This is a genomic window from Ottowia sp. SB7-C50 (genome assembly GCF_033110285.1).
Classification (GTDB): domain Bacteria; phylum Pseudomonadota; class Gammaproteobacteria; order Burkholderiales; family Burkholderiaceae_C; genus Ottowia.
Genome location: NZ_CP136995.1, coordinates 632,285 through 646,422 on the forward strand (window position 1 = coordinate 632,285; position 14,138 = coordinate 646,422).

A 14,138-nucleotide genomic window follows, 5' to 3' on the forward strand; every position below is an offset into this window, starting at 1 on the left:
CCGGTGTCGGTGGCGCAGGAACGATCATGCGCGTGATGAAAGACTCGCTTGGGTGACTGGGAGGGTCCTGTTGCCACCACCAAATAGAGGGCCCCCACAACAACAGTGCGTGGCACACCATCACCAGTACCGTGGTCAGCGTCAACTGGCGCTTCAAAAATTCGCCCTGAGGGGGCAGGGTTGCCCGGTTGGGCAAGGCATAAGCAGGCATTGGGGTCAGTTCTGGTCAGTTCGAATTGTCCACGCAACGGGGCAATGCAAAACTTTCGAGAAGAAGAAAGGGGCGCAACACCCTCTGCAGCGATGGATCAGTCGCGCGACTGCAAGACAGCTTCTCGTCTTCAAGCCTTTGCCAAGAGGCGTTGAGCACGCGATCTCAGCGCGGCTTCTTCGCCACAGCACGGCGCTTTCCGGAAGCGCTGTCAGGCGTGGGGTTGATTTCAGTGATGGACGCCAGCAGGCTTTCGAGCCGATCCATGCGCTTCTTGAGTTCGGCGATTTCTTCGGCGGGGGGGCATGCCCAGCCGGCCCAGCGCACGCGCGACGCGTTGTTCGAAGATTCCTTCGAGTCGGCCCCATGGCAGCGCGCCATCGCCGACTTGCCCGGTGATTTCAGCCATGCGCTTGCTGGCTTCTGCCAGGCGATCTTCTGCCAACGCCTGAGTCTTGCGCTGAATTGCAACACCTTCCTTCACGAGCGCGTCGAACGCCTTGCTGCCTTCAGCGTGCGCTTTGGCAAACGCCCCAAGCCCGGCCAACCACACGTTGCTCTCAGGAACGCCGTCTGTGCCTGGACTGCCGACTTGCGCCTGATCTTCACCGAACGGATTTTTTTTCTTTGAAGTCGCCATAACTGCAATTCCTTGGTAGTGCGACGAATGAACCCAAGGGGCAATGTACGCCGCTGCGCACCCCCAACTCCAAGAGGGTTTGCTAATTGTCGCGTTTCAAGCGACTGTCAGTGTCACAGAGCATGAAATAATCGGTCAGGCATGCGGTGGGCGCCGCAGCCAGTGGCGAGACGCATGCGAAGGAGGAATTTTGGATGATTCTCGTCACAGGTGGCGCCGGTTTCATCGGCAGCAATTTCGTGCTTGACTGGTTGTCGGGTAGTGGCGAGCCGGTGGTCAATGTGGACAAACTCACCTATGCCGGCAACCGGGCCAACCTGGCGGCGCTGGAAGGCGATGCGCGCCACCGCTTTGTGCAGGGCGACATCGGGGATCGCGCGCTGATGGATAGCCTGCTGGCCGAACACCGCCCGCGCGCCATCGTCAACTTTGCCGCCGAAAGCCACGTCGACCGCTCCATCCACGGTGCCGAAGACTTCATCGCCACCAACATCGTCGGCACCTTCCGCCTGCTCGAAGCCGCGCGCGGCTACTGGGCGGGCCTGCCGGCGGACGAGAAGGCCGCCTTTCGTTTCCTGCACGTCTCCACCGACGAGGTCTACGGCACCCTCTCGCCCGACGCCCCGGCGTTCACCGAAGAACACGTCTACGAACCCAACAGCCCCTACAGCGCCAGCAAGGCCGCCAGCGACCACCTGGTGCGCGCCTGGCACCACACCCACGGCCTGCCGGTGCTGACGACCAACTGTTCCAACAATTACGGCCCGTATCACTTCCCCGAGAAGCTGATCCCCCCTGATGATCGTCAACGCCCTGGCCGGCAAGCCCCTGCCCGTGTACGGCGACGGCCAGCAGGTGCGCGACTGGCTCTACGTCACCGACCACTGCAGCGCCATCCGCCGCGTGCTCGAAGCCGGGCGCCTGGGCGAAACCTACAACATCGGCGGCTGGAACGAAAAAACCAACCTCAGCATCGTGCACACCGTCTGCGACCTGCTCGACGAGCTGTCGCCACGCGCCGACGGCCAGAGCTACCGCAGCCAGATCACGCACGTCACCGACCGCCCGGGCCACGACCGCCGCTATGCCATCGACGCGCGCAAGATCGAGCGCGAACTGGGCTGGCGCCCGGCCGAAACCTTCGACACCGGCATCCGCAAGACGGTGGCCTGGTACCTGGCCAACCCCGGCTGGGTGAAAGACGTGCAGAGCGGCGCCTACCGCGACTGGGTCGCCACGCAATACGGGGGCGAAAGCCGCGCATGAAGATCCTGCTGCTCGGCAAGAACGGCCAGGTCGGCTGGGAGCTGCAGCGCAGCCTGGCGCCGCTGGGCGAGCTGATCGCGCTGGACCGCCATGGCGCCAACGGCCTGTGCGGCGACCTGGGCGACCTGCCCGGCATCGCCGCCACCGTGCGCGCCACGCAGCCGCAGGTCATCGTCAATGCCGCCGCCTACACCGCCGTCGACAAGGCCGAGTCCGAGCGCGATCTGGCCCAGCGCCTCAACGCCGAGGCCCCCGGCGTGCTGGCGCGCGAAGCCGCCGCCTGCGGCGCGCTGCTGCTGCACTACAGCACCGACTACGTGTTCGACGGCAGCGGCGATCAGCCCTGGCGCGAGGACGCCACCACCGGCCCCTTGAGCGTCTACGGCGCCACCAAGCGCCAAGGCGAGCAGGCCATCGTCGCCAGCGGCTGCGCGCACATCATCCTGCGCACCAGCTGGGTGTACGCCGCGCGCGGCGGCAACTTCGCCAAAACCATGCTGCGGCTGGCGCAAGAGCGCGAGCGCCTCACCGTCATCGACGACCAATGGGGCGCCCCCACCGGCGCCGAGCTGATCGCCGACGTCAGCGCCCACGCCATCGTTCAGACCCGGCAGCAGCCCGGCAAGGCCGGCACCTACCACCTGGCCGCGGCCGGCCACACCACCTGGTTTGCCTATGCAAAACACGTGCTGGCGCATGCCAGGCAAGCGCAACCAGCTATCAAAATAAAAGCAACCGAGGTGGCCCCCATCACCACCGCCGACTACCCCACGCCGGCGCGCCGCCCGCTCAATTCGCGCCTGGACACGCGCAAGCTCCAATCCACCTTCGGCCTGACCCTGCCGCCCTGGCAGCACGGCGTCGACCGCATGCTCACCGAAATCCTCTGAAGCCTTCCATGACCACTCCACGCAAGGGCATCATCCTCGCCGGCGGCTCCGGCACCCGGCTGCACCCGGCCACCCTGGCCCTCAGCAAGCAGCTGCTGCCGGTGTACGACAAGCCGATGATCTATTACCCGCTGGCCACGCTGATGCTGGCCGGCATGCGCGACATCCTGGTCATCAGCACCCCGCAGGACACGCCGCGCTTTCAGCAACTGCTGGGCGACGGCAGCCAGTGGGGCATCGACATTAGCTACGCCGTGCAGCCCAGCCCGGACGGCCTGGCGCAGGCCTTCATCATCGGCGAGTCCTTCATCGGCAACGCCCCCAGCGCGCTGGTGCTGGGTGACAACATCTTCTACGGCCACGACTTTGAGCCCTTGTTGGCGCGAGCCGATTCGCAGGCGCAGGGGGCGACGGTGTTTGCCTATCACGTGCACGACCCGGAGCGGTACGGCGTCGTGACGTTCGACGCGTCTGGCAAAGCCATCAGCATTGAAGAAAAACCGGCTCGTCCGCAAAGCCACTATGCGGTGACGGGCCTCTATTTCTACGACAACCAGGTGGTGAACATCGCCAAGTCGATTCGTCCAAGCGCACGTGGCGAGCTGGAAATTACCACTGTGAACGATGTGTATCTGCAGCAAGGGCAGCTGAGCGTGCAGATGATGGGCCGCGGCTACGCATGGCTTGATACGGGTACCTACGACAGCCTGCTGGACGCAGGTCAGTTCATTGCCACGCTGGAGCGCCGCCAGGGCCTGAAGATCGCCTGCCCCGAAGAAATTGCGTGGCGCAGGGGCTTCATCGACGATGCGCAGCTCGACAGGCTTGCGCAGCCGCTGGCCAAGAGCGGATATGGGCAATATTTGCGTCAGCTGCTGCGTGAGCGTGGCCCTGCAGCGGGCGCTTCAGTGAGCCGATGAGATGACACGCCCACCGAGCGTTCCCTTGTTTTCAGCGGAGCTGGCTGCCCGTGGGCTGGATCTGACCGCTGTGCTGGGGCAAGCAATCGCAAGTGAGCGCTACGTGCTGGGCCCTTGGGTGCAGGCTTTTGAATCGGCGTTTGCGGCGTATGTGGGCGTTGGCCACGCCATTGGCGTTGCCAATGGGACGGACGCGCTTGAACTGGCCCTGCGCGGCCTGGATATCGGCCCTGGCCAGCGCGTGCTGACAGTGGCCAATGCGGGGTTCTACGGCAGTTCGGCGATACTGGCAGTGGGCGCCGAGCCGGTGTATGCGGACGTCGATCCGGTGACGCTCAATCTCGCGCCGCAGGTGTTGGCCGACATGCTGGGGTCGCAATCGATTCACGCCGTCATTGCCACGCATCTCTACGGGCGGATGGCAGATATGACCGTCATCGCGCCGTTGTGCCGTGCCGCTGGCGTGTCGCTGATCGAGGACTGTGCGCAGGCGCATGGCGCCCGACTGGCCGGTCGGGCGGCCGGTGCGTGGGGTGATGTGGCGTGCTTCAGCTTCTATCCCACCAAGAACTTGGGCGCGCTGGGAGATGGCGGTGCCTTGGTGACCGGGATCGACGCGCTGGCTGATCGCCTTCGCGCCTTGCGTCAGTATGGGTGGGGATCCAAGTACGAAGTCGTGTGCCGTGGTGGGCGCAACAGCCGGCTTGATGAGTTGCAGGCCGCGGTGCTTGCAGCGAAACTGCCCGGGCTGGACGTCGCAAACGCTGAGCGGCGTGCGATTGCGGCGCGTTACACCGCAGCCTTTGCCGACATGTCGCTGCAGGCGCCAGTGGTCGGCGCGGACGAGAACGTGGCCCACTTGTACGTCATACGGAGTCCGCGACGCGACGCGTTGCGCATGCATCTGACGGCTTGCGGCGTGGCCAGCGACGTGCATTACCCGGTGCCGGATCATCGCCAACCGATGCATGTCGGCGCTTATGCGGATGTGCACCTGCCCGTGTCGGAGGCTGCGTGCCACCAGGTGCTGACGCTGCCGTGTTTTCCTGGCATGACGGATTCGCAAGTCAGCCAAGTGATTGACGCAGTCACCTGTTTTGAGCAGGAGGCGGTCTGAGCGTGCGTGATCTCAGTGTGATCGTTCCGGTGTACAAGAACGAAGCATCCATTCCGGATCTGCTGCGCGCGCTGGCGGCGCTGGACGGCAAGTTGAATGGTCGGCTTGAGGTGGTCTTCGTCGTGGATGGCAGTCCGGATCGATGCCATGAGCTGCTGCTGGCGCAATTGCCCGACCAGCCTTTCGCTGCCAAGCTCGTGTTGCTGTCGCGAAATTTTGGGGCCTTCGCAGCGGTGCGCATGGGGCTGATGCACGCCGCCGGATCGCTGTTTGCGGTGATGGCGGCCGATTTGCAGGAGCCGCCAGAGCTGATTGTCCAGATGTTCGGTGTGCTGTCCGGTGGCGCCTGTGATGTCGTGGTGGGCGTTCGCGCGGCCCGCAGCGACCCGTTGTTGCAGCGCTGGACTGCCCGCCTTTTTTGGTCTGCCTATCGCCGCTGGGTTGTGCCTCAAATGCCGGCTGGCGGCGTCGATATTTTTGCGTGCAACCAGTCCTTTCGAGACGCGCTGCTGGCGTTGGAGGAGAGCCGTAGCTCGTTGATTGCGCAGATCTTCTGGCTCGGATTTCGCCGCGCCGAGGTGCCGTATGAGCGCCAGATACGGCAGCACGGTAGCTCCGCATGGACCTGGAAGAAAAAAGTATCCTATCTGGCCGACAGCGTATTCTCGTTCACCGACTTGCCGATTCGCGGTTTGTTGTGGACGGGCACCTTGGGGGTGTTGACCGCGGTGGCACTCGGAACGGTTGCGGTCCTCGGTCGGATGCTCGGGATGATCGCTGTCCCCGGCTATGCCATGACCTTGGTCGCCATCCTGTTCTTTGGTGCACTGAACCTGCTCAGTCTGGGGATCGTCGGCGCATACGCCTGGCGCGCTTATGAGAACACCAAACACCGACCCCAGGCGGTAGCGTTGACCATTCAGCATTTCTTCAAGAGTTGATTCAAGGTGTCTGATCCGTTTGTCCACCCTTCCGCCGTCGTGCTGACCAACGAGGTCGGCGTCAACGTTCGCGTAGGGGCTCTGGCGTGTGTAGCAGGGGGCGCGAAGCTGGAGGATGGCGCGCACGTGGGTGAGGGGGGCTGTGGTGTCACCTGGCGTCCGCATCGGGGCCCGTGCGCGTGTCGAGCCCGGGGCCGTCGTCACGCACGACGTTCCTTCGGGTGCTGTGGTGCAAGGGCATCCCGCCATCATCGTCGGTTATGTCGATGCCCCTGCTCGGTCGGCAGTGGCAGCCGAGCAGGTGCGTGGCGCCGCGCATTCCGGTGTTTTGGTCAGCGCCGTGCGCGGCGTACAGTTGCATACCCTGCGCGAAGTGCAGGATTTGCGTGGTTTTCTGTGTGCGGCAGAGTTTGATCTGGACTTGCCATTCGTGCCGAAACGCTGTTTCTGGGTCTACGCCGTGCCCAATCAGCAAATTCGGGGAGAGCATGCGCACCGGCAGTGTGCGCAGTTTCTGGTGGCGGTCAAAGGCCAACTCCGCGTGGTGACGGATGACGGGACGCAGCGCGAGGAATTCTGGCTGGATCGCCCCAACCTGGGCTTGTATTTGCCGCCCATGACTTGGGGTATTCAGTACGGATATTCAGAGGACGCGGTGCTGATGGTGCTGGCCTCCGATCCTTACGATCCGCAAGATTACATCCGTCAGTATGACGAATTTCTTTCGCTGACACGCCCGCAGGAGGCCGCTTGATCGGCACCGGGGTGCGGTATTTGATGGCCGGCGGGTTCAATACACTGGCGACCTACTTGCTCTATCTTGGCCTGCTGAAGGTGATGGGTTATCGATCGGCTTATCTGTTGGCGTTTTTGGCGGGCATCGGCCTGTCATTCACCCTGCTGCGCCGTACGGTATTTGCCAGACCTGGTCGGCGCATGTCGTTTTGGTATGTCGCTGCCAGTCACGTGTTGCAACTCGGGTTGGGGTTGCTGACCGTCGAAGCTTGGATGACTTGGGTCGGCGGTCCGGCTTGGGCGGCGCCGCTTGCGGCCGTAATGGTGTGCGTTCCCCTGCTGTTCGTCGTGCATTACTGGATTTTTACGCCCGATGCCCAACGCTGAGCCATCGCTGCTGGAGCGATGGCTCACCCGCGCTTGCATTGCATTGCCTTTGGCCATGCTTGCCGCCAACCTGGTGGCATGGCTTCGCTACGGTACGGACATGCCGTTCATCGACGACTGGCGTGCCTATCGTGACGGCAATGTGGACTCGTTTGCGCTCGCACGGCTGTTTCAGGTGGTCAACAACACCATTTCGCCCATTGGATTCGCTCTTGATACCGTGGCGCAGCGCTGGCTCGACGGAAATTCCATCGCCTATCAATTTCTGTCGATGTTGCTGGTGCTCGGGGCCTTGTTATGGCTTCAGTGGCGGCTGATAGGTTGGGCGATCCCCATGGCAGCAGTACGCGCGGTCGCGTTTGCGGCCACGATCTTCATGCTTCAAGCCGGTAGTTACTGGGGGGGAGCAAAACCTGGCCTACCACCAGGCGCTGCCTCTGGTGTTCCTGCTGGGCACTTCGTATGTGGTTCTGACATGTCGATCCAGAATGATGGCGCCAGCGGCGTTGTGCCTGTGTCTTTTGGCGGGCTTGTCGTACATCTCCGGAGCCATCGCAGCGCTGACGCTTGGGTGCGTCTGGATCTTGATGTCTTATGCCCGTGGGCCGGACGAACCGTTGAGCGCACGAGTGCGCGTAGGCGGTTTCGTGGCCGCCATGGCCGGTTTGTTGACCACATCGTTGCAACTCTACCTGACGCGTGTGGCGCCCGGTTCCGATCCCGCCTTGCGCTACGAACTGACTTGGCCCGACAAACCCGAATTTTGGGTGTTTTTGCTCGGAAAGGTTGGCAGGGCGGTTGGTCGACCATTTCCCGCCCTTGGCGTGGAATTTGTGTTTGCTGTGGGCGTTGTCTTCCTGCTCGCAGCCAGCCTTTTCTGGCTATTAGGACGGCTCGCCCGTCGAGTCGGCGACTCAGTGGAGTGGCGGACAGCTTACGTCTATCTGCCCCTGGCGCTCATTGTGGCGGGGTACCTGATGCTGGTGTCGTTGGGTCGCACCAGTGTCCGAGATCCATCCATCCGCAGCGCCTGGGATGTATTTCAGTTTGCGTATTTCAGGTTCCATTTCTTTTGGGTGACCCTGCTGTTGCCCTGGGCGTTGGCTTTGACTGTTTTTGCGTGGTCGCGCAAACGGGGCGGGCGTCAGCAAAAGGTGAAGCGGTCCATCGTTATCTTGATGGCCATGCTGGCGCTGGCTGCTGCGCGCGGCATCTTCAGTGTTAACGATCACTACGCCGACAATGCCCAATTTCGAGCGAAGGAAATTCGTTGTTTGGCAGAGCAGTTGGGGTCACGTGAACCCATCCGTTGCCCAAGCTTCGACATGCCTGACTGGACGCCAGCCTATCAATATGGCCGTCGCATCCATGCATCGTTCATCAAATACTTTCCGGTCGTCGCGCAGCAACCGTCGAGCGATGTGCTGATGCATTGGACGTCCCGGGAAGCCGGCGCATCCAACCATGCAACCCTGACGTTGAACGACGTGCATGCTGCGCCCGACGGCTGGCTGCTTGGGGGAGATGACCCGCAGGCTGTTTTCCATGCGCGTGATGGGGCGGGATTTTCGCGCTGTCAGGTGATTGAATTGAGTGTTCGTATACGCACAAAGCGTGAAGACACGCTTCAGGTTTTTTTCCTGAAATTGGGTGAAAAAATTTTCACCGAAAACAACTCCCTGAGAAAGAGAATTTCCGAAACTCTTCCGGGCAGGTATGAGGAGCTGCGTTTTACGCTCGACAGCAATGAGGGGTTTGAAAATCGTCTTCGCATCGATCCGGGACAAGCCGGCACCGAATTTCAATTGGCTCAGGTGGACGCTGCTTGCCGTTTAAGAATGCCCGGAAATGAATGACGGTCGTATCGTAAAGGCCAGTCGCATCCAAGGTCATCGCCTGAACCTGCGTGATGTGACCGAACGCGATGCGGCATTCATATTGAATTTGCGAACCCATGAAAAAACAAGTCGGTACATCTCACCCACCTCATTGCAGCTGAGTGAGCAAATTGACTGGTTGCGCAGCTATCGTTGTGACACTGCCCAAGCTTATTTTATTATCGAGCGGGTGGATGGTACACCCATCGGCACCGTGAGAATGTACGACGCGCGTGGGCCCTCGTTTTGCTGGGGCTCCTGGATTTTGAAGCCGGAGGAGCCCTTCTACCATGCGATTGAATCTGCCATGATGATCTATATGTATGGTCTGTGCCTGGGCTTCAGTTCGGCTCATTTTGAGGTCGACAAAAGAAATATAAGCGTGTGCAGGTTCCATGAAAACTTTGGCGCGCGCTGCGTTGGCGAAAGTGATGGACAGTGGCTTTATAAAATTACAGCCGAAGGAATTCAGGCGGGCCTGGGCCGCTACAAACGATACCTTCCATCAGGAATTGCTGTGACAGCGGCACAAAGTTGATCGAAATGAAAATAACTCATACCGCGATAAGCGACGTTCTTGTCATTGAGCCAAAGGTTTTTGGTGACGCACGAGGTTTCTTTCTTGAAAGTTTCAATCATCGTGCGTTCCGCGCCGCCACGGGCGCATGCGTGGAGTTTGTCCAGGATAACCACAGTCGCAGCAGCAAGGGGGTCTTGCGTGGATTGCATTACCAGATTCAACAACCCCAGGGCAAGCTTGTGCGCGTAGTGAGTGGCGCCGTCTTTGACGTGGCGGTCGACCTTCGTCGCGGGTCGCCAAGTTTCGGGCGGTGGGTGGGTGTAGAGCTGAGCGATCAAAATAACCGGCAGTTGTGGGTGCCCCCGGGCTTCGCGCATGGATTTCTTGTGCTTACCGCTACTGCAGATTTCCTGTACAAGACGACCGATTACTACGCACCAGAGCATGAGCGCTGCATCGCCTGGGACGACCCCTCTATTGGCATTGAATGGCCCTTGGCGGCGCACGACATTCAGTTTCCAAGCCTTTCCGAAAAGGATCGCGCAGGAGTGTCTTTGAAGCACGCTGAATTGTTTGAGTGAACGGTTCCACCATGCCGGATGCCGGATTGAGCGTCTCCGTAGTCAGTCATGGCCATGGCGCCGCCGTGATCGCCTTGCTCGGTCAAATGGCGTCGGTGCTTGAAAGCGGTGGTGTGGGTCCTTGCCGCGTGTTGTTGACGGTCAATTGTCCTGAACCCGGGTTGGTGGCCTCTGTGCGGGCCAGGTCATGGCCCTTTGAGGTCGTCGTGCTTGAAAATTTGTCGCCAGCAGGCTTCGGTGCCAATCACAATCGCGCGTTCGAACGTGATCGCAAGCTGGGTGCAAGCACCGTGTTTGGGGTCGTGAACCCCGATGTCCGGCTGCTGGATAGCCAACCTTTCGCGGCCTTGTTGGCCGTGTTTGCTGCCGCGCCCCAGGCTGGTTGCGTATATCCGCGGCAGATTGACGTTGCTGGCGCAGTGCAGGACCATGAGCGCCTGCTGCCAACGCCGGGGCGTTTGTTGCGGCGCCATCTTTTTCGCCGCCGGCACGAGGTGCCGGCGAACAGTGCAGGCTCGGCCGATTGGGTCAATGCGGCCTTCATGCTGCTGCGCGGCACCGCGTTCGCCCAGGTTGGAGGGTTTGACGAGCGCTATCACATGTATGGTGAAGATGTGGATCTTTGCCTGCGCTTGCGTTTGGCGGGCTGGATTCTCATGCGTGCGGACAGTGTCGTCGTTGAGCACGTAGCCCAGCGCGCCAGTCACCGGGACCTCAGGCACCTTGGCTGGCACCTTGCGAGCCTGTTGCGTTTGTGGCGATCACCCGTTTACCGTCGTTTTAAGCGTTTACATGTGGTGGGATATTCGAAATCCGTTTAATAAAAAATGCTGCATTTTTGGTGCGACCTCCCATTTGTGCCCCGTGTCTGCGGCCTCCAGTTCATTCGGCGCGGTGGCTTGGTGGGCCAAGGCCGCACGATTTGCGGACTTTTCGACCGCCGAGTCTGGAGTTCAACGTCGCCCGGAGTTGGCGGGGTGCTAGCATCGGAGGTTTAAAAGCAGCAGGCAATTCGAAGCATGGTTGAGCGTGTTCGTGGAATTGCCGATCTTTCCCGCATGGCCGACTCCAACACCCACCATCACTCGCTGGTTGAGCCTGCCTTGAGCGCTGAGGCTACGGTCACCGGCTGGCACGCTTACGGCAACCTGTTGGTGGATGCCGGCAAGCTGAGTGAGCGCGATCTCGACCGTGCCATGGCCGCGCAGCGAGAAATGGGCGGAACGCTCGACCGCGTGCTGGTCAGCCTCGGATTGGTTTCTGAAGTGGATGCGGCACGTGCATTGGCCGAGCATTTGCGCCAACCGTTCGTGACGGCTGATGCCTATCCCGAGATGCTGCCTGAACCCGAAGGCCTGTTGCCCGAGTTCCTGAGGGCGCATCACGTGCTGCCCGTGCGGGTCTCAGACGACCAGCTGGAAGTCGTCATGGCTGCGCCTCACGACGAATTTGTGCTGAAGGCGCTCCACCTGACCAGCGGGTTGAAGGTCCGCGCAGCGGTCGGAATTCCGAGCGAAATCGACAAGGCACTGGCCCGGTTGCTGGAAGAGCCGTCCACTGCTGAGGGGGATGGCGAAGGCAGTGAACTCGAGGGCGACGCCGGCGACTTCGTCGAGCACCTTCGCGACCTGGCAAGCGAAGCACCCGTTATTCGCCTGGTAAACACCATCATCGGTCGCGTGATCGAGCTTCGGGCGTCGGATATCCATCTGGAGCCGTTTGACGATGGATTGCACGTGCGCTATCGGGTCGATGGTGTGCTGTTGCCCGAAGAAGTGGTGCCACCACGCCAGGGGGCCGCGGTCAGTTCCCGTGTCAAGCTGCTGGCGCATCTGGATATCGCCGAACGCCGTTTGCCGCAAGACGGACGCATCAAGACCCGAGTGAAGGGGCGTGAGCTGGATTTGCGTGTGTCTACCGTTCCGACCGTGCATGGCGAAAGCGTGGTGATGCGGGTGCTCGACCGGGCCAGCGTGCGCTTCAGCCTGGAGGACATGGGGTTCGAGAAAGACACCCTGGCACGCTTTAATGCGCTGCTGGCGCGCCCGCACGGCATCCTGCTGGTGACCGGTCCGACTGGCTCGGGCAAGACCACCACGCTGTACGCTGGCCTGTCCAAGCTGGACTCCACCACGCAGAAGATCATCACCGTGGAGGACCCGGTCGAATATCAGCTCGAAGGCATCAACCAGATCCAGGTGCATGCGCAAATCAACCTGACTTTCGCGAACGCACTGCGCTCTATTCTCCGGCAGGACCCGGACATCATCATGATCGGGGAAATGCGCGACGGCGAAACAGCTCAAATCGCGGTTCAGTCCTCCCTGACCGGTCATTTGGTGCTATCAACTTTGCACACCAACACCGCAGCGAGCGCCGTCGTCCGAATGCAGGACATGGGTGTAGAGCGCTACCTGATCACCTCCACGCTCAATGGCGTGCTGTCACAGCGCCTGGTCCGCAAGCTGTGTCCCCACTGCAAGACGCCGGTCCAACCTGCGCCAGAGTTGATTCAAAGCTCCGGCATCGGAAAGTTTTTGGCGGCCGGTGCGTCCATCTTCGAGGCGAAGGGGTGCGAAAAATGCCGGGGTACGGGCTACCAGGGAAGGACCGGCATCCACGAAATGCTGGTGGTGGATGAGCCCATGCGCAGCGCCATCCTTCAGGGCCTGGACGCGGGCGCATTACAGGCCATTGCCGTCACCAGCGGCATGCATACCCTCTACGACGACGGGTTGCGCAAGGTGGCTGCTGGTGTGACCAGCCTGGACGAAGTGCTGCGCGTCACGCAGGATCAGAGCGATGCCTGAGTTCATTTGGCGCGCTGCGCAGCCTGATGGACGCCTGGTCGAAGGACGCAGTGAGGCCAGCGCAAACGGCGTTGTGCTGCGCCAACTGCGTGAGCGTGGGCTGACGCCGATCCGTATTGATGAAGCCGAAATCGGGGTCAGTTCAGGCACGGTGGCGCTGTCAGGCTCTCAGCGCAGGGCACGTGCGGCCAAAGGCCCCGTCAATCAAGCGGACATATTGGCACTGACCAGCGAACTGTCCATCATGCTTCGCGCCGGCCTGGCGTTGGACAACGCGCTGCGCGTACTGATCGACATGAGCCACAAGCCCAGTGTCCGGGCGATGCTCGAAAAGCTGCTGGAAGACGTCAAGGGGGGGTGCCCCTTTCAGTCGTGCGCTGGGCGGTTACCGTGATCTGTTCGGCGACTTCTACATCAACATGGTGCGCTCGGGCGAGATCAGCGGCCAGATGTCGCAGGTGCTGCAACGCCTGGTCGAGCACATGGAGCGCCTGCGTGCCCTTCGGGAAAGCGTTGTCTCTGCCACCATCTATCCCGCCATTTTGCTGGGCGTGGCGGTCCTTTCGCTGGTGGCAATGCTGGGGTTTGTTGTGCCCCAGTTCGAACAACTGTTTAACGACATGGGCGATGCGCTGCCGTTGCCCACCCGCGTTGTCATGGTGATCGGTCACGCGTTTCGTCAATACGGCTGGGTCATGGCGGTCGTCTTCGCGGTGTTGGGCTGGCTTGCTCTGCGCTGGCTGCGCTCACCCTCGGGTCGGGTCTGGTGGCAGGCGATAGCGTTGCGCCTGCCATTGATGGGGCCCCTGTTGCACAAGTACGATCTCACCCTTTTTTCCCGCTCGTTGGGCACTCTGCTCGGCAATGGCGTGCCCATGCTGACGGCCATGCACATCGCCACCGAGACGGTAGGCAACGCACGCTTGCGGCAGCCGTTGGCCAAGATGATCCCGGTGGTCAAGGACGGGGGGGCGTCTGGTTTCGGCCATGTCAGCCACCGGCATTTTTGAACCTTTGGCCATCAATCTGATCCGAGTGGGAGAGGAAACCGGCCGTATCGGCCCGATGATGATCGAGTTGGCCAACATCCTGAATCGCGAGGTCGAGACTGGCATCAAGCGCGCGCTGACCTTTCTCGAGCCCGTTCTCATCCTGGTGTTGGGCGTGATGATTGCCGCCATCATCGTTTCTATTTTGGTTGGCATCCTCTCTATCAATGACCTTGCTCGCTGACCCGCTCTGT

At 61.3% G+C, this 14,138-nt stretch carries 15 protein-coding genes and 1 pseudogene; 15 read left to right on the top strand and 1 reads right to left on the bottom strand.

All coding sequences use genetic code 11. The annotated features are described in order from the left end of the window. Positions 1-440 precede the first annotated feature (440 nt). Positions 441-851, bottom strand: a complete 411-nt coding sequence (locus tag R0D99_RS17275; protein ID WP_416365960.1) for a phasin family protein — start codon at positions 849-851, stop codon at positions 441-443. Positions 852-1,045: 194 nt separating this feature from the next. Here R0D99_RS17275 and rfbB point away from each other — a divergent pair. From rfbB to R0D99_RS03100, 15 genes and pseudogenes are all read left to right on the top strand, one after another. After that, positions 1,046-2,117 (top strand): annotated as a pseudogene (gene rfbB, locus R0D99_RS03030) (dTDP-glucose 4,6-dehydratase). Continuing rightward, complete coding sequence (rfbD, locus tag R0D99_RS03035; protein ID WP_317749902.1) at positions 2,114-3,007, top strand: dTDP-4-dehydrorhamnose reductase; 894 nt, start codon at positions 2,114-2,116, stop codon at positions 3,005-3,007. Before rfbB ends, rfbD begins: the two are co-directional and overlap by 4 nt. Positions 3,008-3,015: 8 nt before the next feature. Then, positions 3,016-3,927 (top strand): glucose-1-phosphate thymidylyltransferase RfbA, encoded by a 912-nt coding sequence (gene rfbA / locus R0D99_RS03040; RefSeq protein ID WP_317749903.1) that lies wholly within the window; start codon positions 3,016-3,018, stop codon positions 3,925-3,927. A 1-nt stretch (position 3,928) separates the two neighbouring features. Beyond that, positions 3,929-5,044: a DegT/DnrJ/EryC1/StrS family aminotransferase gene (locus R0D99_RS03045; RefSeq protein WP_317749905.1), complete on the top strand. Its 1,116-nt coding sequence runs from the start codon at positions 3,929-3,931 to the stop codon at positions 5,042-5,044. Positions 5,045-5,046: 2 nt separating this feature from the next. Then, positions 5,047-5,985: a glycosyltransferase family 2 protein gene (locus tag R0D99_RS03050; RefSeq protein ID WP_317749906.1), complete on the top strand. Its 939-nt coding sequence runs from the start codon at positions 5,047-5,049 to the stop codon at positions 5,983-5,985. Between the two features lie 229 nt (positions 5,986-6,214). Next, positions 6,215-6,739, top strand: a complete 525-nt coding sequence (locus tag R0D99_RS03055; RefSeq protein ID WP_317749907.1) for an FdtA/QdtA family cupin domain-containing protein — start codon at positions 6,215-6,217, stop codon at positions 6,737-6,739. Next, positions 6,736-7,107 carry a GtrA family protein gene (locus R0D99_RS03060; protein ID WP_317749909.1) on the top strand — a complete coding sequence of 124 codons (372 nt, stop codon included), beginning with the start codon at positions 6,736-6,738 and terminating at the stop codon, positions 7,105-7,107. The genes R0D99_RS03055 and R0D99_RS03060 overlap by 4 nt, the downstream gene beginning before the upstream one ends. 440 nt (positions 7,108-7,547) lie before the next feature. Further along, positions 7,548-8,963: a hypothetical protein gene (locus tag R0D99_RS03065; protein ID WP_317749910.1), complete on the top strand. Its 1,416-nt coding sequence runs from the start codon at positions 7,548-7,550 to the stop codon at positions 8,961-8,963. Next, positions 8,956-9,522 carry a GNAT family N-acetyltransferase gene (locus R0D99_RS03070; RefSeq protein ID WP_317749911.1) on the top strand — a complete coding sequence of 189 codons (567 nt, stop codon included), beginning with the start codon at positions 8,956-8,958 and terminating at the stop codon, positions 9,520-9,522. Before R0D99_RS03065 ends, R0D99_RS03070 begins: the two co-directional genes overlap by 8 nt. A 5-nt stretch (positions 9,523-9,527) precedes the next feature. Then, entirely contained in the window at positions 9,528-10,085 is a 558-nt protein-coding gene (gene rfbC / locus R0D99_RS03075; RefSeq protein ID WP_317751189.1) for a dTDP-4-dehydrorhamnose 3,5-epimerase, read from the top strand. Further along, positions 10,082-10,906 (top strand): glycosyltransferase family 2 protein, encoded by an 825-nt coding sequence (locus tag R0D99_RS03080; RefSeq protein ID WP_317749912.1) that lies wholly within the window; start codon positions 10,082-10,084, stop codon positions 10,904-10,906. Before rfbC ends, R0D99_RS03080 begins: the two co-directional genes overlap by 4 nt. 237 nt (positions 10,907-11,143) lie before the next feature. Next, complete coding sequence (gene gspE / locus R0D99_RS03085; RefSeq protein ID WP_317749913.1) at positions 11,144-12,895, top strand: type II secretion system ATPase GspE; 1,752 nt, start codon at positions 11,144-11,146, stop codon at positions 12,893-12,895. Further along, positions 12,888-13,289: a type II secretion system F family protein gene (locus R0D99_RS03090; RefSeq protein ID WP_317749914.1), complete on the top strand. Its 402-nt coding sequence runs from the start codon at positions 12,888-12,890 to the stop codon at positions 13,287-13,289. Before gspE ends, R0D99_RS03090 begins: the two co-directional genes overlap by 8 nt. After that, positions 13,207-13,905 carry a type II secretion system F family protein gene (locus R0D99_RS03095; protein WP_317749915.1) on the top strand — a complete coding sequence of 233 codons (699 nt, stop codon included), beginning with the start codon at positions 13,207-13,209 and terminating at the stop codon, positions 13,903-13,905. The genes R0D99_RS03090 and R0D99_RS03095 overlap by 83 nt, the downstream gene beginning before the upstream one ends. Further along, positions 13,883-14,128: a type II secretion system F family protein gene (locus R0D99_RS03100; protein ID WP_317749916.1), complete on the top strand. Its 246-nt coding sequence runs from the start codon at positions 13,883-13,885 to the stop codon at positions 14,126-14,128. The genes R0D99_RS03095 and R0D99_RS03100 overlap by 23 nt, the downstream gene beginning before the upstream one ends. Positions 14,129-14,138 lie beyond the last annotated feature (10 nt).

What these genes read in the sequence shown, in the direction of transcription:
- R0D99_RS17275 (WP_416365960.1), bottom strand. Translation starts at nt 851, where the DNA reads ATGGCGACTTCAAAGAAAAAAAATCCGTTCGGTGAAGATCAGGCGCAA.
- rfbD (WP_317749902.1), top strand. Translation starts at nt 2,114, where the DNA reads ATGAAGATCCTGCTGCTCGGCAAGAACGGCCAGGTCGGCTGGGAGCTG.
- rfbA (WP_317749903.1), top strand. Translation starts at nt 3,016, where the DNA reads ATGACCACTCCACGCAAGGGCATCATCCTCGCCGGCGGCTCCGGCACC.
- R0D99_RS03045 (WP_317749905.1), top strand. Translation starts at nt 3,929, where the DNA reads ATGACACGCCCACCGAGCGTTCCCTTGTTTTCAGCGGAGCTGGCTGCC.
- R0D99_RS03070 (WP_317749911.1), top strand. Translation starts at nt 8,956, where the DNA reads ATGAATGACGGTCGTATCGTAAAGGCCAGTCGCATCCAAGGTCATCGC.
- rfbC (WP_317751189.1), top strand. Translation starts at nt 9,528, where the DNA reads ATGAAAATAACTCATACCGCGATAAGCGACGTTCTTGTCATTGAGCCA.
- gspE (WP_317749913.1), top strand. Translation starts at nt 11,144, where the DNA reads ATGGCCGACTCCAACACCCACCATCACTCGCTGGTTGAGCCTGCCTTG.
- R0D99_RS03090 (WP_317749914.1), top strand. Translation starts at nt 12,888, where the DNA reads ATGCCTGAGTTCATTTGGCGCGCTGCGCAGCCTGATGGACGCCTGGTC.
- R0D99_RS03100 (WP_317749916.1), top strand. Translation starts at nt 13,883, where the DNA reads ATGTCAGCCACCGGCATTTTTGAACCTTTGGCCATCAATCTGATCCGA.